The 22,148-nt window shown below is 65.9% G+C and carries 20 protein-coding genes; 16 read left to right on the plus strand and 4 right to left on the minus strand.

Features of this window, described 5'->3' with window-relative positions:
• Nucleotides 1-200 precede the first annotated feature (200 nt).
• The 6 genes from rsmD (at nucleotide 201) to ACVOLJ_RS19595 (ending at nucleotide 5,064) form a co-directional block, all read left to right on the plus strand.
• Complete coding sequence (gene rsmD, locus ACVOLJ_RS19570; RefSeq protein WP_475279534.1) at nucleotides 201-779, plus strand: 16S rRNA (guanine(966)-N(2))-methyltransferase RsmD; 579 nt, start codon at nucleotides 201-203, stop codon at nucleotides 777-779.
• A gap of 26 nt (nucleotides 780-805) precedes the next feature.
• Nucleotides 806-1,315 carry a pantetheine-phosphate adenylyltransferase gene (gene coaD, locus ACVOLJ_RS19575; protein ID WP_008267036.1) on the plus strand — a complete coding sequence of 170 codons (510 nt, stop codon included), beginning with the start codon at nucleotides 806-808 and terminating at the stop codon, nucleotides 1,313-1,315.
• Nucleotides 1,316-1,394: 79 nt separating this feature from the next.
• A complete protein-coding gene (locus ACVOLJ_RS19580; protein ID WP_475279535.1) occupies nucleotides 1,395-1,886 on the plus strand; it encodes a hypothetical protein in 492 nt (163 codons plus the stop codon).
• A 129-nt stretch (nucleotides 1,887-2,015) separates the two neighbouring features.
• A complete protein-coding gene (locus tag ACVOLJ_RS19585; protein ID WP_475279536.1) occupies nucleotides 2,016-2,297 on the plus strand; it encodes a YfhL family 4Fe-4S dicluster ferredoxin in 282 nt (93 codons plus the stop codon).
• Nucleotides 2,294-4,033 carry a gamma-glutamyltransferase gene (gene ggt, locus ACVOLJ_RS19590; protein WP_475279537.1) on the plus strand — a complete coding sequence of 580 codons (1,740 nt, stop codon included), beginning with the start codon at nucleotides 2,294-2,296 and terminating at the stop codon, nucleotides 4,031-4,033. The genes ACVOLJ_RS19585 and ggt overlap by 4 nt, the downstream gene beginning before the upstream one ends.
• Before the next feature lie 143 nt (nucleotides 4,034-4,176).
• Nucleotides 4,177-5,064, plus strand: coding sequence for an MBL fold metallo-hydrolase (locus ACVOLJ_RS19595; protein ID WP_481564877.1), 888 nt, complete (start codon nucleotides 4,177-4,179; stop codon nucleotides 5,062-5,064).
• Nucleotides 5,065-5,149: 85 nt separating this feature from the next.
• On the opposite strand, the gene ACVOLJ_RS19600 is transcribed toward ACVOLJ_RS19595, so the two are convergent.
• Together ACVOLJ_RS19600 and upp are read right to left on the minus strand one after the other, a co-directional pair.
• Complete coding sequence (locus tag ACVOLJ_RS19600; RefSeq protein WP_481564878.1) at nucleotides 5,150-5,443, minus strand: PsiF family protein; 294 nt, start codon at nucleotides 5,441-5,443, stop codon at nucleotides 5,150-5,152.
• Nucleotides 5,444-5,565: 122 nt separating this feature from the next.
• Nucleotides 5,566-6,198, minus strand: coding sequence for a uracil phosphoribosyltransferase (upp, locus tag ACVOLJ_RS19605; RefSeq protein ID WP_089240393.1), 633 nt, complete (start codon nucleotides 6,196-6,198; stop codon nucleotides 5,566-5,568).
• A gap of 239 nt (nucleotides 6,199-6,437) precedes the next feature.
• On the opposite strand from upp, the gene ACVOLJ_RS19610 reads away from it, so the two are divergent.
• The 4 genes from ACVOLJ_RS19610 to ACVOLJ_RS19625 are packed head-to-tail and all read left to right on the plus strand — an operon-like array spanning nucleotide 6,438 to nucleotide 12,034.
• Nucleotides 6,438-8,945, plus strand: coding sequence for a TonB-dependent receptor (locus ACVOLJ_RS19610; RefSeq protein WP_481564884.1), 2,508 nt, complete (start codon nucleotides 6,438-6,440; stop codon nucleotides 8,943-8,945).
• Nucleotides 8,945-10,036, plus strand: coding sequence for an NHL repeat-containing protein (locus tag ACVOLJ_RS19615; RefSeq protein WP_481564879.1), 1,092 nt, complete (start codon nucleotides 8,945-8,947; stop codon nucleotides 10,034-10,036). The genes ACVOLJ_RS19610 and ACVOLJ_RS19615 overlap by 1 nt, the downstream gene beginning before the upstream one ends.
• Before the next feature lie 11 nt (nucleotides 10,037-10,047).
• Entirely contained in the window at nucleotides 10,048-11,397 is a 1,350-nt protein-coding gene (locus ACVOLJ_RS19620) for a purple acid phosphatase family protein (protein WP_475279909.1), read from the plus strand.
• A gap of 10 nt (nucleotides 11,398-11,407) precedes the next feature.
• A complete protein-coding gene (locus ACVOLJ_RS19625) occupies nucleotides 11,408-12,034 on the plus strand; it encodes an inorganic diphosphatase (RefSeq protein WP_481564880.1) in 627 nt (208 codons plus the stop codon).
• Nucleotides 12,035-12,081: 47 nt separating this feature from the next.
• Here the strand turns inward: ACVOLJ_RS19625 and ACVOLJ_RS19630 are convergent, their stop codons facing one another.
• A complete protein-coding gene (locus tag ACVOLJ_RS19630; protein ID WP_481564882.1) occupies nucleotides 12,082-12,663 on the minus strand; it encodes a hypothetical protein in 582 nt (193 codons plus the stop codon).
• Nucleotides 12,664-12,773: 110 nt separating this feature from the next.
• Here ACVOLJ_RS19630 and ACVOLJ_RS19635 point away from each other — a divergent pair, with 110 nt between their 5' ends.
• Entirely contained in the window at nucleotides 12,774-14,189 is a 1,416-nt protein-coding gene (locus ACVOLJ_RS19635; protein ID WP_481564885.1) for a cryptochrome/photolyase family protein, read from the plus strand.
• 141 nt (nucleotides 14,190-14,330) lie between these two features.
• Entirely contained in the window at nucleotides 14,331-15,026 is a 696-nt protein-coding gene (locus tag ACVOLJ_RS19640) for a YiaD family glycine zipper/OmpA-like lipoprotein (protein WP_089240401.1), read from the plus strand.
• A 214-nt stretch (nucleotides 15,027-15,240) separates the two neighbouring features.
• On the opposite strand, the gene ACVOLJ_RS19645 is transcribed toward ACVOLJ_RS19640, so the two are convergent.
• Nucleotides 15,241-16,272: a LysR family transcriptional regulator gene (locus ACVOLJ_RS19645; RefSeq protein WP_005416157.1), complete on the minus strand. Its 1,032-nt coding sequence runs from the start codon at nucleotides 16,270-16,272 to the stop codon at nucleotides 15,241-15,243.
• A gap of 147 nt (nucleotides 16,273-16,419) precedes the next feature.
• Between ACVOLJ_RS19645 and ACVOLJ_RS19650 the strand changes: the two genes are divergently transcribed.
• The 4 genes from ACVOLJ_RS19650 to ACVOLJ_RS19665 all read left to right on the plus strand — a co-directional run bounded on the left by ACVOLJ_RS19650 (nucleotide 16,420) and on the right by ACVOLJ_RS19665 (nucleotide 22,009).
• Entirely contained in the window at nucleotides 16,420-16,647 is a 228-nt protein-coding gene (locus tag ACVOLJ_RS19650) for a hypothetical protein (protein ID WP_475279544.1), read from the plus strand.
• The gene (locus ACVOLJ_RS19655; RefSeq protein WP_475279545.1) at nucleotides 16,644-17,414 is read left to right on the plus strand and encodes an SDR family NAD(P)-dependent oxidoreductase; all 771 of its coding nucleotides are present in this window, start codon (nucleotides 16,644-16,646) and stop codon (nucleotides 17,412-17,414) included. Before ACVOLJ_RS19650 ends, ACVOLJ_RS19655 begins: the two co-directional genes overlap by 4 nt.
• A gap of 91 nt (nucleotides 17,415-17,505) precedes the next feature.
• On the plus strand, nucleotides 17,506-18,726 hold the full coding sequence (locus tag ACVOLJ_RS19660; protein WP_481564883.1) for an efflux RND transporter periplasmic adaptor subunit: 1,221 nt from the start codon (nucleotides 17,506-17,508) through the stop codon (nucleotides 18,724-18,726).
• Between the two features lie 112 nt (nucleotides 18,727-18,838).
• Nucleotides 18,839-22,009 carry an efflux RND transporter permease subunit gene (locus ACVOLJ_RS19665; protein WP_475279547.1) on the plus strand — a complete coding sequence of 1,057 codons (3,171 nt, stop codon included), beginning with the start codon at nucleotides 18,839-18,841 and terminating at the stop codon, nucleotides 22,007-22,009.
• Nucleotides 22,010-22,148: the final 139 nt, after the last annotated feature.

Below are 22,148 nucleotides of genomic sequence, written 5' to 3' on the forward strand. Positions count from 1 at the left end.
CCATGGATGGCGTGACCGAGGCTACATGGACGTACTTGCGCCGTCCCCCGCAACCGGACCCGCCCCGCCAAACCCCGGATCGCCGGCATTTGACGTTGCTTCGGCCGCTGCTTCGGCCTCTGCGGGTGCCGGGCGCAGCCCGGCCGAACTACAATCCCGCCCATGCTGAAATTCTCCAATACCTCCCGCCGGGGGCGCCGATGAGCGGCCGCGGTGCAAGCGAAGGCCAGGTCCGCATCATCGGTGGACGCTGGCGCAATACCCGCCTGCCGGTGCCGACGCTGCCCGGCCTGCGCCCCAGCAGTGACCGCGTGCGCGAGACCCTGTTCAACTGGCTGACGCCCAGGCTGGGCGGGGCAAAGGTGCTTGACCTGTTCGCCGGCAGCGGTGCACTGGGGCTGGAGGCGGTCTCGCGTGGGGCCGCGCACGCCACCCTGGTCGAGCGCGACGCGCAGCTGGCGCGGAATCTGTCGGCCGCCATCACCCGCCTGCAGGCGGCCGATAGCGTGACCGTGGCCCAGGCCGACGCCCTGCGCTGGCTGCAGGCCGCGCCGCCGCAGCAGGCCGATCTGGTGTTCATCGACCCGCCGTTTGCCGACGGCCTGTGGCAGGACGTACTGGCCCAGCTGCCCCGGCACCTGGCCGCCGATGCCTGGCTGTACCTGGAGTGCCCGGCCGGGCAGGTGCCCGTGCTGCCGCCGGAGTGGCTGCTGCACCGCGACGGCAGCACCCGCGAGGTGCGCTTTGCCCTGTATCGCCGCGCCACTGCTACACTTTGACCTCATCTGAACATCTGCAATCGCCCATGACCGTGGCCAACCGCCGCATCGCCGTCTATCCCGGCACGTTCGACCCCATCACCAACGGTCATATCGACCTGGTGAGCCGGGCCGCGCCGCTGTTTGAAAAGGTCGTGGTGGGCGTTGCGCAGAGCCCGTCGAAGGGCCCGGCGCTGCCGCTGGAGCAGCGCGTGCAGCTGGCGCGCGGTGCACTGGGGCACCACAGCAATGTCGAGGTCATCGGCTTCGATACGCTGCTGGCCCATTTCGTACGCTCGGTGCAGGGCGGTGTGCTGCTGCGCGGCCTGCGCGCGGTTTCCGACTTCGAGTACGAATTCCAGATGGCGAGCATGAACCGCCATCTGATTCCGGAGGTCGAAACCCTGTTCCTGACCCCGGCCGAACAGCACAGCTTCATCTCGTCCTCGCTGGTCCGCGAGATCGCGCGCCTGGGCGGGGATGTGTCCGGTTTCGTGCCGGCTGCCGTGCTTGAGGCGCTGCGCAAGGTCCGCGAAGCGAAGTCGGCGCAGTCCTGAGCCCTGCCGAACAACAGAGTCTGTAGTACCACGCAATCCCATTACGCACACCAACACGCAACATTCCGGGAGGAAACCCATGAACAACACCATGCGCGCGATGCTGATCGCCTCGTTTGCCCTGGCTTTCACCGCCTGCAAGAAGGAAGAAGCCGCTCCGGTCGACGAAGCCAAGCAGGCGCTGGTCGCCCCGGCCAAGGAAGACGATGCAGGCTGGAAGAAGTACCTGCAGGAAGTGGCGATCCAGAACATGGGCAACATCACCAACAGCCCGTTCCTGTACTACCTGTCGCCGGAAACCGACCCGGACTTCCAGGCCAAGTACGAGCGCCAGACCGAAAGCGCGACCCAGGCCGTGGCCCGTGGCGTGCAGCCGGGCAACATGCTGGCCTTCGGTTCGTCGGCCTCGGGCAAGATGGCTGACATGATCCAGACCGTGTTCAAGGATGTCTCGCCGGATTCGATGAAGGGCGTGCGCGTGGTGTTCATCGGCCAGTCCGCCGACAACGCCCGCGTGCAGGCAGCGGTGCAGCCGACCGGCGCCGAGTACATCTTCGTCGAAGCCAAGTAATCCGAGCCATGGCGGCCGTGCCGCGGCACGGCCTGGGTGGCGACCTGCAAGGCCGCCACCGATGACCTGACCGGCCCGCGCGCCCGCGCAGGCGGTCCTTGTGCCAAGGCGCGGGCGTGGAGTATCGCCATGTCGCTGAAAATCAATGAGCTCTGCGTCAACTGTGACGTCTGCGAGCCGGCCTGCCCGAACCAGGCCATCACGATGGGTGAAACCATCTACGTGATCGACCCCGCCCGTTGTACCGAGTGCGTGGGCCATTTCGACGAACCCCAGTGCGTGGTCGTCTGCCCGGTCGAATGCATCGATCCCGACCCGGAGATCGTCGAGACCGAGATCGAGCTGCTGGCGAAGCTGCGCAAGCTGCAGCACGATCATCCCGAACTCTATGCGGAGCCCCCATCCGAATGAAACCGTTCGCGCGTCCTTCCTTGTTGCTGGGCCTGCTGCTTGGCCTGTTGCTGAGCCCTGTTGCCGGCGCTGAAAGTCCTGTCCGGGCCGAGCGTCCCGACGGCGCCGCCATTGCCAGCGGCCATGCACTGGCCACCCAGGCCGGTGTCGATATCCTGGCCCAGGGCGGCAACGCCTTTGATGCCGCGGTGGCCGTGTCGTCGGTGCTGTCGGTGGTCGAGCCGATCAGTTCCGGCCTCGGCGGCGGTGGCTTCTTCCTGCTGCACGATGCGGCCACCGGCAAGGACGTGATGCTGGACGCGCGCGAGACCGCGCCGGCCGCTGCCACTCCGCAGGCCTACCTGGACAAGAAGGGCGACCTGGACCGTGACCGCTCGGTCAACGGCCCGTGGTCTGCCGGCATTCCGGGCCTGCCAGCGGCGCTGGTCGAACTGTCGGCCAAGCACGGCAAGCTGCCACTGTCGGCATCGCTGCAGCCGGCCATCCGCATCGCCCGCGATGGCTTCCCGGTGTACGCGCGCATGGCCAAGGGCTACCAGTCGCGCCGCGAGGTGATGGAACGCTACCCCGGGACACGCGAGGTCTACCTGCGCAACGGCCGCCCGATCGCCGAGGGTGACCTGTTCCGGCAGCCGGAACTGGCGCAGACGCTGGAGCGCCTGGCGTCCGGCGGTTTTGACGGCTTCTACAAGGGCCAGACCGGCAAGCTGCTGCTGGCCGGTGTGAAGCAGGCCGGCGGCAAGTGGACGGCCGAAGAGCTGGCCGGCTACCGGGTGAAACTGCGCGCGCCGATCGTCTTCAACTACAACGGTTGGAAGATCACCACCGCGCCGCCGCCGTCGTCCGGTGGCATCGCCCTGGCCAGCATGCTGCAGATCCTGGAAGGCTGGGACATCAAGCAGATGGACCCGGCACACCGTACCCACCTGGTAGTGGAATCGATGCGCCGCGCCTACCGTGACCGCACCTTCTTCCTCGGCGATCCGGACTTCGTGCAGATCCCGCAGAAGGTACTGGCCAGCAAGGACTACGCACAGGGCCTGCGCGCCACCATCCACCCGGAAAAGGCCACCCCCAGCGACCTGCTGTCGGGCAACCCGACGCCCTTGGAGGATGATGAAACCACCCACTTCTCGATCATCGACCGTGATGGCAACCGCGTGGGCGCCACCCAGACGGTCAACCTGCTGTATGGCTCGGGCCTGATTCCCAAGGGCACCGGCGTGCTGCTCAACAACGAAATGGACGATTTCGCGCTGAAGCCGGGTACGCCCAATGCCTTCGGCGTGATGGGCTATGCGGCCAATGCACCGAAGGCCGGCAAGCGCATGCTGAGCTCGATGACGCCGACGTTCATGGAGAACGATGACAAGGTGATCGTGCTGGGCACGCCGGGTGGCAGCCGCATCATCACCATGGTGCTGCTGGGCATCCTCGGTTACGACGCCGGGCTGGACGCCCAGCAGGTGGCTGCGCTGCCGCGTTACCACCACCAGTGGCTGCCGGACCTGATCGAGGCCGAAAGTGATGCGTTCGATGCCGCAACCATCAAGCAGTTGCAGGCGATGGGCCACAAGATCGACCTGCCGGGCGAAGTGGCCGCCGGTGGCCGCGGTTCCAGCCACGTGTGGGGCAACCTGCAGACGGTGGAGTGGGACCGCAAGGCCAACAAACTGTTTGGCGGCAGCGATCCGCGCAACCCGGTGGGCAGTGCCCAGGTCATACCGGGCAGGTAACCGCTGCGCTGGCGGAAACCCGCAGACGCGGTAGCGCCGGCCATGCCCGGTCCACGCTTGATCCGAAAGCCCTGCCCGCAATGGCGGGGCTTTTCGTTTCGTTGCTAGCGATTATTTAACGAGCCGCCGCCGATAATTGCGCCATGAAACTATGGTCGATCCGCGGTAATACCCAGCGCCTGGATGGCGGTGCGATGTTTGGCAACGCGCCGCGCGCGGTGTGGGAGAAATGGGCGGTACCGGACGAGCTCAATCGCATCGAGCTGGCCTGTCGCGCGCTGTTGGCGAGCCCGCTGGAAGGCAAGACGGTGCTGTTCGAGACCGGCATCGGTGCGTTCTTCGAACCACGCATGCGCGAGCGCTACGGCGTGCAGGAAAGCCAGCATGTGCTGATCGATTCGTTGCGCGAAGCCGGCTTCGAGCACGAGGACATCGACGTGGTGGTGCTCAGCCACCTGCACTTCGACCACGCCGGTGGCCTGCTGGCAGCGTGGCGCGAAGGCCGCGAGCCGGAGCTGCTGTTCCCCAATGCGACGTTCGTGGTCGGCGCCGAACACTGGCAGCGGGCGATGCAGCCACATCCGCGCGACCGCGCCAGCTTCATTCCCGAGCTGCCGGGCCTGCTGCAGGCAAGCGGTCGCCTGGAAGTAGTGGACGGTGAGTATTCAAAGGCCCTGGGGCGCAGCGTGCGCTTCAGTTACAGCGATGGGCATACGCCGGGGCTGATGCTGGCAGAGATCGTTGGCCATGCGCAGGCCGGTGAAATGCCGCATGGCGGGGTGGTGTTCTGCGCCGACCTGATTCCGGGCCGCAGCTGGGTACATGTGCCGATCACCATGGGGTACGACCGCAACGCCGAACTGCTGATCGACGAGAAGCGGCAGTTCCTGGAAGACAAGCTGGCGCGCAACGTGCACCTGTTTTTCACCCACGACCCGCAGGTTGCACTGGCGCAGGTGGGGCGCGATGACAAAGGTCGTTTCGTGACCCTGCATGAGCAGGGCGAACTGAAGGCGCGCGCGCTGGGGTGAGATTTGCCGGCGGGGCTGTGCCCTGCACCTGCACCGATGGCCAGTAGATCCACGCCATGCGTGGATGGGGTCTTTCTTCGCTGTTCTACGATGCCTTGAGGCAGCTGCTCATGAAAGTCTTGCGGGCGTCGCCAGCGAGCTTTCTGGTGGCGGCGTCTGCGTTGCACTTCTTCATGCGCTCCTGCGGCGTGGCAGGGGTTGCCGGTGCGGCTGCGTGCGAACTCAGGCAGGCGCTCTGCGCGGACTTGTAGGCATCACCCTTCAGCCCTTTGTTCTTGGCCGAACAGTCGGCCATGCGCTGCTGCTGCGGGGTGGCCGCGAATGCGGCAAGTGGTGCACTGACCAGCAGCACGGCGGTCAGCAGGAAGGTCGCTTTCATCGGAACTCCAGCACACGGAAGGGCAGATGCGCGGAGCATTCGCCCGGGGCCGCAAAGCTGGCGTGAAGGCGTTCTGACAGCAGCAGCGCCTGGGGCGGGGCGCTGGGCCGTGTCATCGCCGATCAGCCGACGCGGGTACCGAAGATGCGATCGCCGGCATCGCCCAGGCCCGGCAGGATGTAGCCCTTCTCGTTGAGCTGGGCGTCGATGGCGGCGGTATAGATCTCCACGTCCGGGTGCACTGCCTTCACGGCTTCGATGCCTTCAGGCGCGGCCACCAGGAAAATACCCTTGATACGGCGGGCGCCAGCGCGCTTGAGCATGTCGATGGTGGCGATCAGGGTGCCGCCGGTAGCCAGCATCGGGTCCAGGATCAGCGCATCGCGCTCTTCCAGGCGGCCGGTCAATCGTTCGAAATAGGGCACCGGCTGCAGGGTTTCCTCATCGCGCTGCAGGCCGACCACGCTCACGCGTGCAGCCGGAATCAGCGACAGCACGCCACTGAGCATGCCCAGGCCGGCGCGCAGGATCGGCACCACGGTGATCTTGGCACCTGCAATGCGCTGCACGGTGACCGGGCCGGACCAGCCGGGGAGGGTATGCGGCTCCGTTTCCAGGTCGGCGGTGGCCTCGTAGGCCAGCAGCGTGCCCAGCTCGTTGGCCAGTTCGCGGAAATCCTTGGTACTGAGTGCAGCGTTGCGCATCAGGCCGATCTTGTGCTGCACCAGCGGGTGGCGCACTTCAACGATCTTCATGGGAGGGGTCTGGCAGAAGGGGAGACCCCCATTTTAAAGCCAAAACCCAATCCGCAATGCCCGATGGTGGCCAGCCCTGCCCGGCAGGCCAGCCAACCCGGAGCCAGCGCCCGCGCAACCGGTGTCATGCCCATGCAACCTGCCGGACATACCGTGCTGACCCAATCTTTACACCGTTGGGGATAGCTGTGCAGAAGAAGAACACGTTGGGCCACGCGATCAGTCTCTCGTTGCTGGTGATGGCCAGCCCTTCCGTGCTGGCGGCCGAGGCCGCTTCGGCAGTGGCAGCCACAGGTGCCAGCGCCGCAACCGATCTGGACCGCATCGAAGTGCGCGCACAGCTGGAATCGCAGGTCCGCGCGGTCGATCTCAAGCGCAGCAGCGATGCCATCGAAGATGCGGTGTCTTCCGACGCCCTGGGCCAGTACCCGGACAAGAACGTGGCCGAGTCGCTGCAGCGCCTGCCCGGCATCAGCGTCACCCGCGACCAGGGTGAAGGGCGTTTCGTGGTGGTCCGCGGCCTGGATGCCAACCTCAACAGCGTCAGCGTCGACGGCATCGCCATCGGCACGCCGGAAGACTCCAGCCGCGCCGCGCCGCTGGACGTCATTCCGTCCGATTCGACCGAGCGCCTGCGGGTGGTCAAATCGCCGACGCCGGACATGCCGGGCGACGCCATCGGTGGCGCGATCCTGGTCGAATCGGCCTCGGCCTTCGACCGTGATGGGCGCAGCCTGCGCGGCAAGATCGAAGCCAGCCACCAGCAGTTGTCCGGCGAGACCAGCCCGAAGGCTGCCTTCAACTACAGCGAAGTGTTTGCCGACACCTTCGGCGTGGCGCTGGGCGTGAACTACCAGAAGCGCACGTTCGAGTCGGACAACACCGAAGTGGAGTACGACGGTGAGCGCGATGCCGCGCCAGGTGATGTCACCGCGATCAACCTGCAGAGCCGCAAGTACGAGATCGAGCGCAAGCGCATCGGCGCCAACCTCAACCTGGACTGGCGCCCGAACGAAGACAGCCGTTACTACCTGCGCACCCTGTACAGCCAGTTCGATGATGCCGAGACCCGCCAGCGCGTCATCTTCAACTTCGACGACGCGAAGATGGTCAAGACCGGTACCGACCAGTACCGCCTGGACGGCATGCCGAAGGATTCCATCGACAAGCGCATGCGTTACCGCACCAAGGAAGAGAACACCTTCGCCGCCAGCCTCGGCGGTGAGAACAAGCTGACCAACGCCGTTGTCGACTACAAGGTCGGCTTCACCCGCACCGAGGAGCGCGTGAACGACGAGATGGAAGCGCGCTTCAAGCTCAATGGCAAGGCCTTCAACGGCACCCTGGACCAGAGCAGCCGCCTGCCCAGCTACAGCTTCGACAATCCGCAGTGGCTGGACAATGGCAACTACGCGTTTGATCGCTTCGTGGTGTCGCCCAAGCAGGTGAACGACAAGGAACACAGCGCGCAGGTGAACGTGCGCTTCGATGGCGACAGCAGCAGCATCAAGTTCGGCCTGCTCGGCCGCTGGCGCGACCGCGACGTCAATGTCGATGAAAGCGAACTGCGCGTGGGCCCGAAGCTGGCGCTGTCCAGCTGGACCAACGGCTCGCCCGACCATCGTCACGGCACCCTGGGGCAAGGCATGGATTCGGATGCCATGCGCGCATTCTGGGCCGCCAATGGCAGCCAGTACAGCGCCCGCCCGCAGGATGTCGGTGCCAACGCGATGACGTCGCTGGAAGAGGACTACGTGGCCAGTGAAGACATCTTCGCCAGCTATGCCATGGGGACCTGGGACATTGGAGCGCTGCGCGTCATCGGCGGCGTGCGCGTGGAAAACACCCGTTTCAAGGCCGTCGGCAACCAGGTCGACGTCGCCAGCAACGGCCGCAGCTACACGGTGACCCCGCGCGTGGCCAACAGCAGCTACAGCAACGTGCTGCCGGGCCTGCACCTGCGCTACGACGCCGGCGATGACTGGGTGCTGCGCGCCTCGGCCAACAAGACCGTTTCGCGCCCGTCCTTCGGCGATATCTCCCCGCGCGTGGGTTACAGCCGCGGCGACGAGGAAGTGCGGCTGGGCAATCCGGAACTGGATCCGTACGAGTCGAAGAACGTCGACCTGTCGCTGGAGAAGTACATCGGCAGCACCGGCATCGTCTCGCTGGGCCTGTTCCATAAATCCATTGATGGCTACATCGTGCAGACCGTGCGCACCAATGATCCGGCCTACGGTGGCTTCGACGTGACCCAACCGATCAATGGCCGCAAGGCGACCGTGCGCGGTGCCGAATTCAACTGGCAGCAGCAGCTGGCGTTCCTGCCGGGCGCGCTGGACGGCCTGCTGGTCGGCGCCAGCGGCACCTGGCTGGACACCGGATTCGATGCCGGCATCGACGACCGGGCCGGCGAGGACTTCACCCTGCCGCGCGCCTCCAAGCATGTCTACAGCGCGCACATCGGCTACGAAAAGTACGGCCTGAGCACCCGCGTGGCCGCGGTATACCGCAGCGAGTACCTGGACAGCATCGGCAAGGGCCGCGCTTTCGATGTCTACGTGGCACCCAATACCCAGCTGGATTTCTCCCTGGACTACAAGTTCAACGCGCACGTGAGCGTGTATTTCGAGGCACAGAACCTGCTGGACAAACCGCTCGAGCTGTACCAGGGCACGCGCTCGCGCACCCTGCAGCTGGAAGAGTATGGGCGCACCTACGCCGTCGGCCTGAAGGTGGCACTGTGATGATGCGTGGCACGACCCTGCTGGCCACTGCGTTGGTTGCCACGCTGGCTGCGGGCTGCACGCCGGCAGGGGAGAGGACTTCAGCGCCTGCCGCGCGCAGCGTGTCGACCATCGCCGAGGCTTTCCTTACGCCGATGACCCCGGCCGACAACATCGATTCACCTGCTGCATGGCAGGCCGCGGACGGCAAGACGTGGTTGATCGTCACGGCAAAGGCCACCGACAAGCTGGTGGTCTATGACGGCAGCACCGGCCAGCATCTGCGGGATGTGGGCAGCACGGGCACCGGCCTGGGGCAGTTCGATCGCCCCAACGGCATCGCGGTGATCGATGATCTGCTGTGGATCGTCGAGCGCGACAACCATCGCGTACAGGTGCTGTCGCTGCCGGAATTCACCCCGCTGGCGACCTTCGGTGCCGACGATCTGCGCAAGCCGTACGGGCTGTGGGTGGACCGACGGGTGGATGGCTACAGCGTCTACGTCACCGACTCCTGGGATAACGGCGAGGATGCGCAGGGCAAGGACATCCTGCCGCCGTTGGCCGAGCTGGACAAACGCGTGCGGCAGTACCACGTGAACCGTGCGGGTACGAAGATCGAGGCGACCCTGGCGGCCAGCATCGGTGACACCAGCGAGGCCGGCGCGCTGCGCGTGGTCGAGTCGATCTGGGGCGACCCGGACAATGATCGTCTGCTGATCGCTGAAGAGGACGAGACCTACGCCAGTGAGTTCAAGGTCTACACCCTGGCTGGTCGCTTCACCGGCACCACCTTCGGCCGCGATGTGTTCCAGGCACAGGCCGAAGGCGTGATGCTGCGCACCTGCGGCAAGGACGGTTGGTGGATCACCACCGAGCAGGGCAAGCAGCGCAGCGTATTCCATCTGTTCGACCGGCATACGTTGAAGCCGGTGGGCGCCTTCCAGGGCAATACCGTAGCCAATACCGATGGCATCTGGATGATGCAGCAGCCAACGCCGCGCTTCCCGCACGGCGCGTTGTATGCCGTGCACGACGACCAGGGCGTGGTGGCCTTCGACTGGGAAAGCATCGCCAGGCAGCTGGCGCTGCCGTTGGAGTGTGGCGCGTGAGCCGGCGTTCGATGCGCGCACTTGCGGTGGGGCTGTTGCTGGCTGCGCCGTTGCTGGCAATGGCTGCGGCCGAGCCGAACACCCAGGTCCCCGCGGGCAGCCACCACTATGCGGCAACGCCGGTGCCCGACCGTATCGTCGCCTCGCCGTCGGTCGATCCCAGTCGCGGGTTCGCAGTGGCATGGCGCACCGACGGCAGCGTGCAGTCGCCGTTGCTGGAGATCGCCGTGGCCGGTGATTCACCGGCCATCGAAGGTGTGCGCCAGATCCGTGCGCAGACCCGGACGCTGCAGACCGAAAATGGGCTGTCGCATCACCATCGCGTCGATATCGATGGACTGCAGGCCGACACGCTGTACGTGTACCGCGTGCAGGGCAATGGCAGCTGGAGCGCCTGGAACCAGCTGCGTACGCTGGCCGCCGCGGACCAGCCGCTGACGCTGCTGTACTTCGGCGATACCCAGAACAAGAACGTCAGCCATGTCAGCCGCGTGGTGCGTGCGGCGCAGAAGGCAGCGCCCGATGCCCGCATGAGCCTGTTTGCCGGTGACCTGGTCAGTGGCGGCGACAACATGGACGACAGCGAATGGGGTGAGTGGTTCGCCGCCAGCAGCTGGCTGGCACAGGAAACCCTGGTGGCGCCGGCGATCGGCAACCATGAGTACTTCGAGGAGTTCGAGGACACTCCGCAGGAACGCCGCGTGCTGGGCCGGCACTGGCCAGTGACCTTCGCCCTGCCGGACAACGGTGCCAGCGCCGCCGCAGGAACCAGCTACTGGTTCGACGCACAGGGCGTGCGCGTGGCCGTGGTCGATGGCACCTCGGCGCTGGACCTGGGTACCGCCAAGGCACAGGCGCGCTGGCTGGACAAGGTGCTGACCGGCAACCCGCACCCCTGGACCATCGTGCTGCTGCACCAGCCGTTCTATTCACCGCGCGAAGGCCGCGAGAATGCCGCGTTGCGCAAGGTGCTGCTGCCGGTGGTGCGTCGCCACAAGGTCGACCTGGTGCTGCAGGGCCACGACCATACCTACGGCCGTCGTGGTGAAGGGCAGGCGGCAACGCCGCAGTACGTGGTGACCGTGGCCGGGCCGAAGCAGTACCGGCTTTCCGATGAAGCGCGCAGGACGATGGAGCCGGTTGGCGAGGACACCCAGCTGTTCCAGGTCCTGCGTATCGATCCGCAGCACCTTCGCTATGAAGCGCGCACCGTTACCGGCCGCCTGTACGACGCCTTCGAGCTGCGCCGCGACCCCGCCGGCGTCAAGCAGCGCACCGAACTGACCGAAGGCCGTATTGCACCGCGCGACTGCGCACGGGCGCAGACCGCCAAGGGCCGCACCGACCGATGCTGGGAATAAGGACAGACCAATGAGCCGATCCCGCCGCATGATTCCCTTGGCCGCCATTGCTGCGGCGTTGCTGCTGCTGGCCGGCGCCGTTGCGGCTGCCGATGCGGTGCTGCATCCGTTCCTGGTGGCGCAGCCGAAGCAGGCACCGGCGGAAGTGAACCTGGCAGTGGAGATCCCCGCCGGCAGCATCACCAAGTACGAGATCAAGGAAGATGGGCTGGTGCATGTGGACCGCTTCCAGTCGATGCCGGTGGCCTATCCGGCCAACTATGGCTCGATGCCGCGCACGCTGGCCGGTGACAACGATCCGCTGGATGCGCTGGTGCTGACCCGCGAGCCGCTGCATCCGGGGGTGATCGTGCGCTTCCGTCCGATCGGCTACCTGAAGATGATCGACGGTGGACAGCATGACGAGAAGGTCATCGGCGTGCCCACCGACAAGGTCGACCCCAGCTATGCCAGCATCCGCGACCTGGCCGACCTGCCGGAGATCGAGCGGCAGCGCATCGAAGCGTTCTTCCGCGTCTACAAGGACCTGCCGGCCGGCCGTAACCCGGTGCAGCTCAATGGCTGGGGCAATGCCGCCGAAGCCCGGATGTTGATCAGCGAAGCGATGCAGCGTTTCGAGGCTGGCCAGCGCCGTTGAATGCAGGGCAGTGCCGGCCGCTGGCCGGCAACCACCTGCGCCGGGATCTACGCGATAGCCTGCAGGAACAGCTCGGCTTCGTCCCGGCTGCCGAGCACCTGTGCAACTGCGCGTACGGCAGCTTCCTGGTGATCGGCACGGATGCCGCCGTCGTCGTCATCGCTGTAGAGCGCATCGCCGGCATCGAGATACACGGTTCCGGCCGCCGCCAACGCGGCCATCAGGGTCGGCACGTCGGCTGCGATCTCGCCGGCATCCAGCAGGCCGGCGCCGTGGTGGCTGAACAACACGCGGCCGTCGTCCAGGTCGAGGATGAACGGATCAGCGCCTCGATCTGCAATCACCAGCCAGTTTGATGGCCAGTTGTCGATTGGCTCACCGCTGATGCCATGCCAGCGATAACCGGCCTGGTGACTCCACAGGCGCTGCAGCGGTGGGATCCAGACTTCGAGGCCGGGAACGGTGATGCCGGCGTGCCCGACCTTGGCGTTGATCTCATGCCCCTGCGGCCCGACCTGCGCATAGAGACGCGCCAACACCGGGGGCAGCGGGAAGGGGCCCCGCCATGCGCGCTCGTCCTGTGCCTGCAGCAGGCCAAAGCGGGCGAAGGTGGTGCGCAGATCATCCATGGCACAGGTGTTCCAGATAAAGAGGCCGGCAGCCTAGCAGACGCGCCTGCGTGCAATGCCTTCACCGCCGCTGGCTATCATGTGCGCCATCCAGAATGAAGGCGATGCACGTGTCGGTAGCGTTGGTATGGTTCCGCCGGGACCTGCGGTTGCAGGACAACCCTGCCTTGCAGGCAGCGCTCGATGCCGGTCACGATGTGGTGCCGGTGTACATCCACGCGCCGCAGGAGGAGGGCGAGTGGGCACCGGGTGCTGCTTCCGATGCATGGCGCCATCGTTCGCTGGCCGCGTTGGATGCCGACCTGCGCGCGCGCGGGTCCTCACTGGTGCTGCGCGCCGGTGACAGCCTGCCGACGTTGCAGGGCTTGATCGAACAGACCGGCGCCGAGGCGGTGTACTGGAACCGCAAGTACGAACCGGCTACGCAGCCGCGCGACGCGCTGATCAAGCGCACGCTGCGTGAGCAAGGCATCGACGCACAGAGCTGCAATGGCAGCCTGCTGTTCGAACCATGGGACATCGCCACCCAGCAGGGGCAGCCCTACAAGGTATTCACTCCGTACTGGCGCAACGTGCTCAGCCATTGGCGGTTGCCGGCCCTGCAGGCGGCGCCGGAGGCGCTGCCTGCGCACGCGGTCGAAAGCCTGGCGCTGGATGCGCTGCAACTGGCGCCATCGCTGGATTGGGATGCCGGTTTCTGGGAGCACTGGCAGCCGGGCGAGGCCGGTGTGGTTGAAGCGCTGTCGGTGTTCGAGGATGGCGCGCTGCGCGGCTATCGCGAACAGCGTGACCTGCCGGACCGGGTGGGCACTTCGCGGCTCTCACCGCACCTGCACTTCGGCGAGATCGCGCCGTGGCGCATCGCCCATGCGCTGGAAGGCCTGCGCTCCGCCGGCACCGACGCGGACATCGATGGCTACCTGCGCCAGCTCGGCTGGCGTGATTTCGCCTACCACCTGCTGCACCACTTCCCGAAGACACCCAGCGAAAACCTCAATCCACGCTTCGACCGGTTCCCGTGGGCGACGCCCAGCGCCACGCAGTTGCACGACTGGCAGCGCGGCAACACCGGGGTACCGATCGTCGATGCCGGCCTGCGCGAACTGTGGCACACCGGCTACATGCACAACCGGGTGCGGATGATTGTCGCCAGCTATCTGTGCAAGCACCTGCGCGCGCATTGGTCGCATGGTGCGCGCTGGTTCTGGGACACCCTGGTCGATGCCGACCTGGCCAACAACACGATGGGCTGGCAGTGGGTGGCCGGTACCGGTGCTGACGCGGCGCCGTATTTCCGGGTGTTCAACCCGGTCACCCAGGCCGAGAAGTTCGACCCGCAGGCGCGCTACATCAGCCGCTGGGTACCGGAGCTGGCCGCGTTGCCGGTCAAGGCACGATTCGCGCCATGGCAGCATCCGCAGTTGCTGGCCGAACGGGCACCGGGCTATCCGCGGACCCCGCTGGTGGACCTGGCCGCCGGCCGGGACGCGGCGCTGGCCGCTTACCGCCAGTCGGCAGCGGGGTAAAGCGTTGCCTGAGCGGTCCAGACAGCTAGCTGAACACGTCCCTGTCGGCCGTTGCCATCATCATGCCGACATCGCGTCCAGCTGTTTATCCTCGTTGCCGCCCGCAAGCCGCCGGCCCGACCGGAAACCAAGGAGAACACCATGATCCGCAACACCACCCGCAACGTCGCACTGGCCCTGATGAGTGCGGCCGTCCTGTCGGCCTGCGCCACCGGCGGCTCCTATGTGCAGAGCGACCCGTACGGCAACCCGACCGAGCAGCAGAACCGCACCGGCCGCAATGCGCTGATCGGTACCGCCATTGGTGTGGCTGCCGGCCTGCTGACCGGCGACAGCGCGACCGAGCGTCGCCAGCATGCGTTGATCGGCGCGGGTATCGGTGCGCTCAGCGGCGCGGCCGTGGGCCAGTACCAGGATCGCCAGGAACGCGCGCTGCGTGAGCGCACCGCCAACACCGGCATCGATGTCGAGCGCCAGGGCGACAACATCATGCTGAACCTGCCGGACGGCATCACCTTCGACTTCGGCAAGTCGGCACTGAAGCCGCAGTTCTACGGCTCGCTCAATGGCGTTGCCGGCACCCTGCGCGACTACAACCAGACGATGATTGAAGTGGTCGGCCATACCGACAGCATCGGCAGCGACGCGGTCAACAACCGCCTGTCCAAGGAACGCGCCGATTCGGTGGCGCAGTACCTGATCGGCCAGGGCGTGCAGAGCGTGCGTATCGAAACCCTGGGTGCGGGCAAGTCCTACCCGATTGCCGACAACAGCACCGATGCCGGGCGTGCCAAGAACCGCCGTGTCGAGATCCGTGTGATTCCGCTGAAGCAATAACGCGCAGCGTTATTGCTGTGCCGGCGCAGCCGGAACGAAAATGCCGCCCTTGCAGGCGGCATTTTCTGTAGGTGCCGAGCTTGCTCGGCACACCGATAGCGCTCCCAGTCGCGGCTTCACCGGACGGCGCCGACCAAGGTCGGCATCTACCAGGTGAGGCATTGCCGACCAAGGTCGGCATCTACCAGGTAAGGCACAGGCGCGTTGTTGCAGGTCATGCCGCCGAAGCTGCAACTTTCTCCAGAATGCGCTTGCCACTGCTTTCCAGCGCGGCGTCTTCCTGCGCCTTCTGCTGCTGGGCCAGCTTCGCGCCGGGGCACTGCGCCAGCATGTAGTTGGCGTCGAAGTTGAGCTTCTCCACCAGGAAGTCGACGAACGCACGCACCTTCGGCGAGACCAGGCGGCCGCCGGCGAACACCGCGTTGAAATCCACTTCCGGGCCGGTCCAGCCGGCCAGTACGCGGCGCACCATGCCCGACTCCACGAACGGCTTGGCCATCACATCGCCGGTCAGCAGCAGGCCTTCGCCACACACCAGTGCGCCATTCAACGCAGACATGTCATTGGCGGTCATCAACGGCGTGACCGGGAAATCGCGCAGCTCACCGCCGTTCTCGCCCAGCTGCCAGGTGAAGCGCGGCGAATTGCCGGTGTGGTACGGCTTGCGCATCGCCAGGATGCGATGGAACTGCAGTTCTTCCGGGTGCAACGGCTCGCCGTAACGCTCGATGTAGGCGGGGCTGGCAAACACCTGCGTGCGCAGGCTGCCCAGCTTGCGCGCCACCAGGTTGGAATCGGGCAGGGCACCCACGCGCAGGGCCAGATCGGCCTCGCCGGCGATCAGGTCCAGCTTCTCGTTGCCCATGTGCATGTCCAGCCGGATTTCCGGGTACTGCGCATGGAACTGGCCCAGCAGCGGCGCGATCCAGGTGATGCCGATCGAATAGGGCACGGTGAAACGCAGCCAGCCGCGCGGGCCGGACTGCAACTGGCTGACCGCGCTCTCTGCCTCTTCAAGCTCGCGCGCGATGCGCTGGCAATGCTCGTGGTAGATCGAGCCGGCTTCGGTCAGGCCGAGGCGGCGCGTGGTCCGGTGCAGCAGGCGCGCACCCAGGCGCGTTTCCAGTTCCTGCACCTTGCGGCTGACGGTGGTCTTGGGCAGGCCGAGCGATTTGGCGGCGGCGATGAAGCTGCCTTGCTCGACCACTTTGACGAAGATCAGCGTCTCGTTGAGATCGTGGGACATGGTCAGGGATCCTGGACGTCGGGAGTGGGGCAATCGTGACAGAACGATTGGACCGGGGACGGGATGATTATTCCCCTTAATCAGGACTAATCAAGTAGGGGTTTGAGGTCTATCGTGGCGCCATTCGTTAATTGGAGCCCGTCCGCCATGAGCCTGCGCAACATTCTTGCCCGCTTCCGGACCGCCGGCCAGAACGCCCTGGACCTGGCGATGACCGTTGAGACCCGCCCGAGTTCCTTGGTACATAAGGACTTCCGGGAGTTTACCGCGCCCATGCGTCAGCAGCGTGGCGGCACCCTGCGGCTGGTTCCGCACAAGGGTGACCGACTGCGCCGAATTGGGACTATCCCGGATTTGGGAGGAAATGTCCCGTGAATGGGATTCTGACGCCCGAAGTCCTCGTCCTCGGTGGCACCGGTGCCGTCGGCCAGGGCGTAGTGGGCGCATTGCTGGAAGCTGGCAGCCCGGTGCTGGTGGTCAGCCGCGACCCCGGCCGGCTTGCCGCGCTGCATGAGCAGTTCGCCGACGAGCCGGGTCTGGAGACGCTGCTCGGCTCGCTCAGCGACGATGGGTCGGCACGCGCGCTGGCCGAGCGCGTCGCGCATCGGCCGCGGCCGCTGGCAGCGGTGATCGCCGCGATGGGCGGCCCCTACCGTCGCGGCCGCGTGGTCGACCGCAACGGCGATGAACTGCTGGGCGCACTGCAGGCCGACCTGATGCCGCACGTGCACGCGGTTCGCCACCTGCTGCCGTTGCTGCAGGACAACGTGCACGCGCGTCGCTACGTGATGATCGGCAGCCCGGCTGCGGTCAAGCCATGGGCCGGCTACGGCGAAAGCTCGATCACCGCGGCGGCCATGCGCATGTACGCGCAGGTGGTGCACCAGGAAGCGCAGGCCATGGGCGTGCGTGCGCAGATGCTGGAAGTCTGCAGTCCGGTATGTACGCCGGCCAACGCAGCCAATGCCTGCATCGAATGGCCGAGCTCGCTGCTGGTGGGCCGCCGCGTGGTGTCGCTGCTGGATGGTTGCCGCGACAACCGCGCCATTGTCCGCTGTGACAGCAGTGATGCCGAACTGCCGCGCGGCCTGCTGCACCTGGAAGTACCTCCCTTGTGGCGCGACACCGCAGGCGTTGCTTGACCTTGACCAAGGTTGAGGTCGCAGCATACGCCGCCGATTTTTGCAGACTTTTACTCCATTGCTGTACCACCCCTCCGTACGGATGCATGCCATGACTTCCCCCAACTCCACTCCACATCGTTTCCGTCATCGCCTGGCGATGGCTGGCGTGTCGATCCTCGCTGCCGCCGTACTGGCGGCCTGCAGCGGTGGCCATGCCGAAGAAGCCGGCGCACCGCCGCCGCCGCAGGTCAGTGCCGCCCCGGTGCTGCTCAAGCAGATCAGCCAGTGGGACGACTTCAGCGGCCGTGTCGAGGCGGTGCAGAGCGTCGAACTGCGCCCACGTGTCTCCGGCTACATCGACAAGGTCAACTACGTTGAAGGCGAAGAGGTGAAGAAGGGCGCTGTCCTGTTCACCATCGATGCCCGCAGCTACCAGGCCGAGTACGACCGGGCCAACGCTGAACTGGCCCGCGCGCGCACCCAGGCCACCCTGGCCCGCAGTGAATCCGAGCGTGCCAAGCGCTTGTCCGAGCAGCAGGCGATCTCCACCGAAACCGCAGAGCAGCGTCGTGCAGCGGCCGACCAGTCCGGTGCAGCGGTGCAGGCCGCGCAGGCGGCGCTGGATGCGGCGCGACTGAACCTGGAGTTCACCAAGGTGCGTGCACCCATCGACGGGCGTGCCGGTCGCGCGATGGTCACCGCCGGCAACCTGGTCACCGCCGGCGACAGCGCCAGCGTACTGACCACGCTGGTCTCGCTGGATACCGTGTTCGTCTACTTCGATGCCGACGAAAGCACCTTCCTGCGATACGCGCAGATGGCGCGCAAGGGCGAACGCCCGAGCGAGCGTGACAGCGAATTGCCGGTGAAGGTCGGCCTGTCCGGTGAAGAAGGCTACCCGCATGCCGGCAAGGTCGATTTCCTCGACAACCAGGTCACCCGCAGCACCGGCACCATCCGCGTCCGCGCGCTGCTGGACAACGCCGACCGCCAGTTCACTCCGGGCCTGTTCGCCCGCGTGCAGCTGCTCGGCAGCGGCCAGTTCCAGGCCATGCTGATCGACGACAAGGCGGTGCTGACCGACCAGGACCGCAAGTACGTGTACGTGGTCGACAAGGATGGCAAGGCCCAGCGCCGCGATATCCGCCTTGGCCGTACCGCCGAAGGCCTGCGCATTGTCGAGCAGGGCCTGGCGGCCGGTGACAAGGTGATCATCGACGGCGTGCAGAAGGTCTTCATGCCAGGCATGCCGGTGCAGGCAAAGGCGGTGGCGATGCAGCCCGCGCCGGCACCTGCCCCGGGTCGCGATGCAACTGCTGCACTGAACTGATCCGCGTTTTCGCTTAGCTGCCGGCGTCCGCCGCAGCCGTCACTGCCTTCGCCATCCCGGCGAGGGGCAGGGCGGCTGTTGCCCGCCGATGGCATTTCCCAGGAATTCCTCCATGGACTTTTCCCGTTTCTTCATCGACAGGCCGATCTTCGCGGCGGTGCTGTCGATCGTGATCTTCGCCGCAGGCCTGATCTCGATCCCGATCCTGCCGATCGGCGAGTACCCGGAAGTGGTGCCGCCGTCGGTGGTCGTGCGCACGGTGTATCCGGGCGCCAACCCCAAGGTCATTGCCGAAACCGTTGCCACCCCGCTTGAAGAGGCGATCAACGGCGTCGAGGGCATGATGTACCTCAAGTCGGTGGCCGGCTCCGATGGCGTGCTGCAGATGACCGTCACCTTCCGCCCGGGTACCGACCCGGACGCGGCAGCAGTGAAGGTGCAGAACCGCGTGGCGCAGGCGCAGGCGCGCCTGCCCGAGGATGTGCGTCGACAGGGCGTGACCACCCAGAAGCAGTCGCCGACCTTCCTGATGGTGGTGCACCTGACCTCGCCCAACGGCAAGTACGACACGCTGTACCTGCGCAACTACGCCCGCCTGCACGTCAAGGACGCACTGGCCCGTATTCCCGGCGTGGGCGATGCACAGATCTTCGGCGGTGGTGACTACGCCATGCGCGCCTGGCTGGACCCGGACAAGGTCGCCTCGCGCGGCCTGACCGCCAGCGACGTGGTGCGGGCGATGCGCGAGCAGAACGTGCAGGTCTCGGCCGGCCAGCTCGGCGCCGAGCCGCTGCCCAACAGCCAGTTCCTGACCCTCATCAACGCACAGGGCCGGCTGAAGAGCGAAAAGGAGTTCGGCGACATCGTGCTCAAGAGCGGCACCGATGGTGAGATCGTGCGCCTGTCCGATGTGGCCCGCGTGGAACTGGGCGCCGGCGATTACACCCTGCGCTCGCAGCTGGATGGCAAGAACGCCGTCGGCATCGGCATCTTCCAGTCGCCGGGCGCCAACGCGCTGGAGATCCGTGACGCGGTCATCGGCACCATGGACGAGATGCAGAAGACCATGCCGGCCGATGTGAAGTACGAAGCGGTGTATGACACCACCATCTTCGTGCGTGACTCGATCAAGGCCGTGGTCTCGACCCTGCTTGAAGCCATCGCCCTGGTGGTGCTGGTGGTGATCCTGTTCCTGCAGACCTGGCGTGCCTCGATCATCCCGCTGATCGCCGTGCCGGTGTCGGTGGTAGGTACCTTCGCCGCGCTGTATCTGCTGGGCTTCTCGATCAACACGCTGAGCCTGTTCGGCCTGGTGCTGGCAATCGGCATCGTGGTCGATGACGCGATCGTGGTGGTGGAGAACGTCGAGCGTAACATCGAGGAAGGTTTGTCGCCGACCGCAGCGGCGCACCAGGCCATGCGCGAAGTGTCCGGCCCGATCGTCGCCATCGCGCTGGTGCTGTGTGCCGTGTTCGTGCCGATGGCGTTCCTGTCCGGTGTCACCGGCCAGTTCTACAAGCAGTTCGCGGTCACCATCGCCATCTCCACGGTGATCTCGGCGATCAACTCGCTGACGCTGTCGCCGGCTCTGGCCGCGCGCCTGCTGAAGCCGCATGACGCGGCCAAGGACGCGCCCACCCGCATCATCGACCGTCTGTTTGGCTGGGTGTTCCGTCCGTTCAACCGCTTCTTCAAGTCCAGCTCGGAGAAGTACGAGCGGGGCGTGTCGAAGATCCTCGGCCGTCGTGGCGCGGTGTTCGTGGTCTACGCGATCCTGCTGGTGGGTACCGGCGTGATCTTCAAGCTGGTGCCGCCGGGCTTCATCCCGACCCAGGACAAGCTGTACCTGATCGCAGGCGTGAAGCTGCCGGAAGGCTCGTCGATCGCACGTACCGATGAAATGCTGCGCAAGGTCGCCAAGATCGCCCAGGAAACCGATGGCGTGGCCCACACCATCTCCTTCCCCGGCCTGAATGCACTGCAGTTCACCAACACCCCGAACACCGGCGTGGCGTTCATTCCGCTCAAGCCGTTCAACGAGCGTCATGGCCGTACCGCTGCGCAGATCAATGCCGAGATCAACCAGAAGATCGCTGGCCTGCAGGAGGGCTTCGCGTTCGCGATGATGCCGCCGCCGATCCTCGGACTGGGCAACGGCAACGGCTACCAGATGTTCATCGAAGACCGCGGCAATCTCGGCTACGGCGCATTGCAGAATGCGGTGCAGTCGATGCAGGGTGCGGTGGCGCAGACGCCGGGCATGGCCTTCCCGATCACCAGCTACCAGGCCAATGTGCCGCAGCTGGATGCGGAAGTGGATCGCGTAAAGGCCAAGGCGCAGGGCGTGCAGCTGACCGAGCTGTTCGATACGTTGCAGACCTACCTGGGTTCGGCCTACGTCAACGACTTCAACCAGTTCGGTCGTACCTGGCAGGTGATCGCCCAGGCCGACGGTCCGTACCGTGAGAGCGTCGAAGACATCGCCAAGCTGCGTACCCGCAACGACCGTGGCGAGATGGTGCCGATCGGCTCGATGGTGACCATCAAGGAAACCTACGGTCCGGACCCGGTGCTGCGCTTCAACGGCTACCCGGCCGCCGATCTTGCCGGTGAAGCTGATCCGCGCCTGCTTTCCTCGGCCGAAGCGATGAACAACCTCACCCAGATCGCCGCCAAGGTGCTGCCGGTGGGCATGACCACTGAATGGACCGACCTGAGCTACCAGCAGGCGACCCAGGGCAAGGCCGCCTTCATCGTGTTCCCGGTGGCGATCATGCTGGCGTTCCTGGTGCTGGCCGCGCTGTACGAAAGCTGGTCGCTGCCGCTGGCGGTGATCCTGATCGTGCCGATGACCCTGCTGTCGGCGCTGTTCGGCGTCTGGCTGACTGGTGGTGACAACAACGTGTTCGTGCAGGTCGGCCTGGTGGTGCTGATGGGCCTGGCGTGCAAGAACGCGATCCTGATCGTCGAATTCGCCAGAGAACTGGAGATGGGCGGCAAGGGCATCGTTGAAGCCGCACTGGAAGCCTGCCGCCTGCGTCTGCGCCCGATCGTGATGACCTCCATCGCCTTCATCGCCGGCACCGTGCCGCTGGTGCTGTCGCATGGTGCTGGCGCCGAAGTGCGCTCGGTGACAGGTATCACCGTGTTCGCCGGCATGCTGGGCGTGACCCTGTTCGGCCTGTTCCTCACTCCGGTGTTCTACGTGGCACTGCGCAAGTTTGTCACCCGCAACGGTGGTGGCCAGCTGGTGCAGCACGGCGAGCCGACCATCCATCACTGACCTGCAATGCGCGGTCGCCCGCAAAATCCGGCGACCCCGTTACCCCAAACCAAAGCAAGAAAAGAAGAACACCCAAAACAAAAAAAAAACCGAGGTAAACCGCCCTACCCCTGGCAAACGCCAGGGAAACCCCCGCCAC

Source organism: Stenotrophomonas sp. STEN046, from assembly GCF_056759755.1.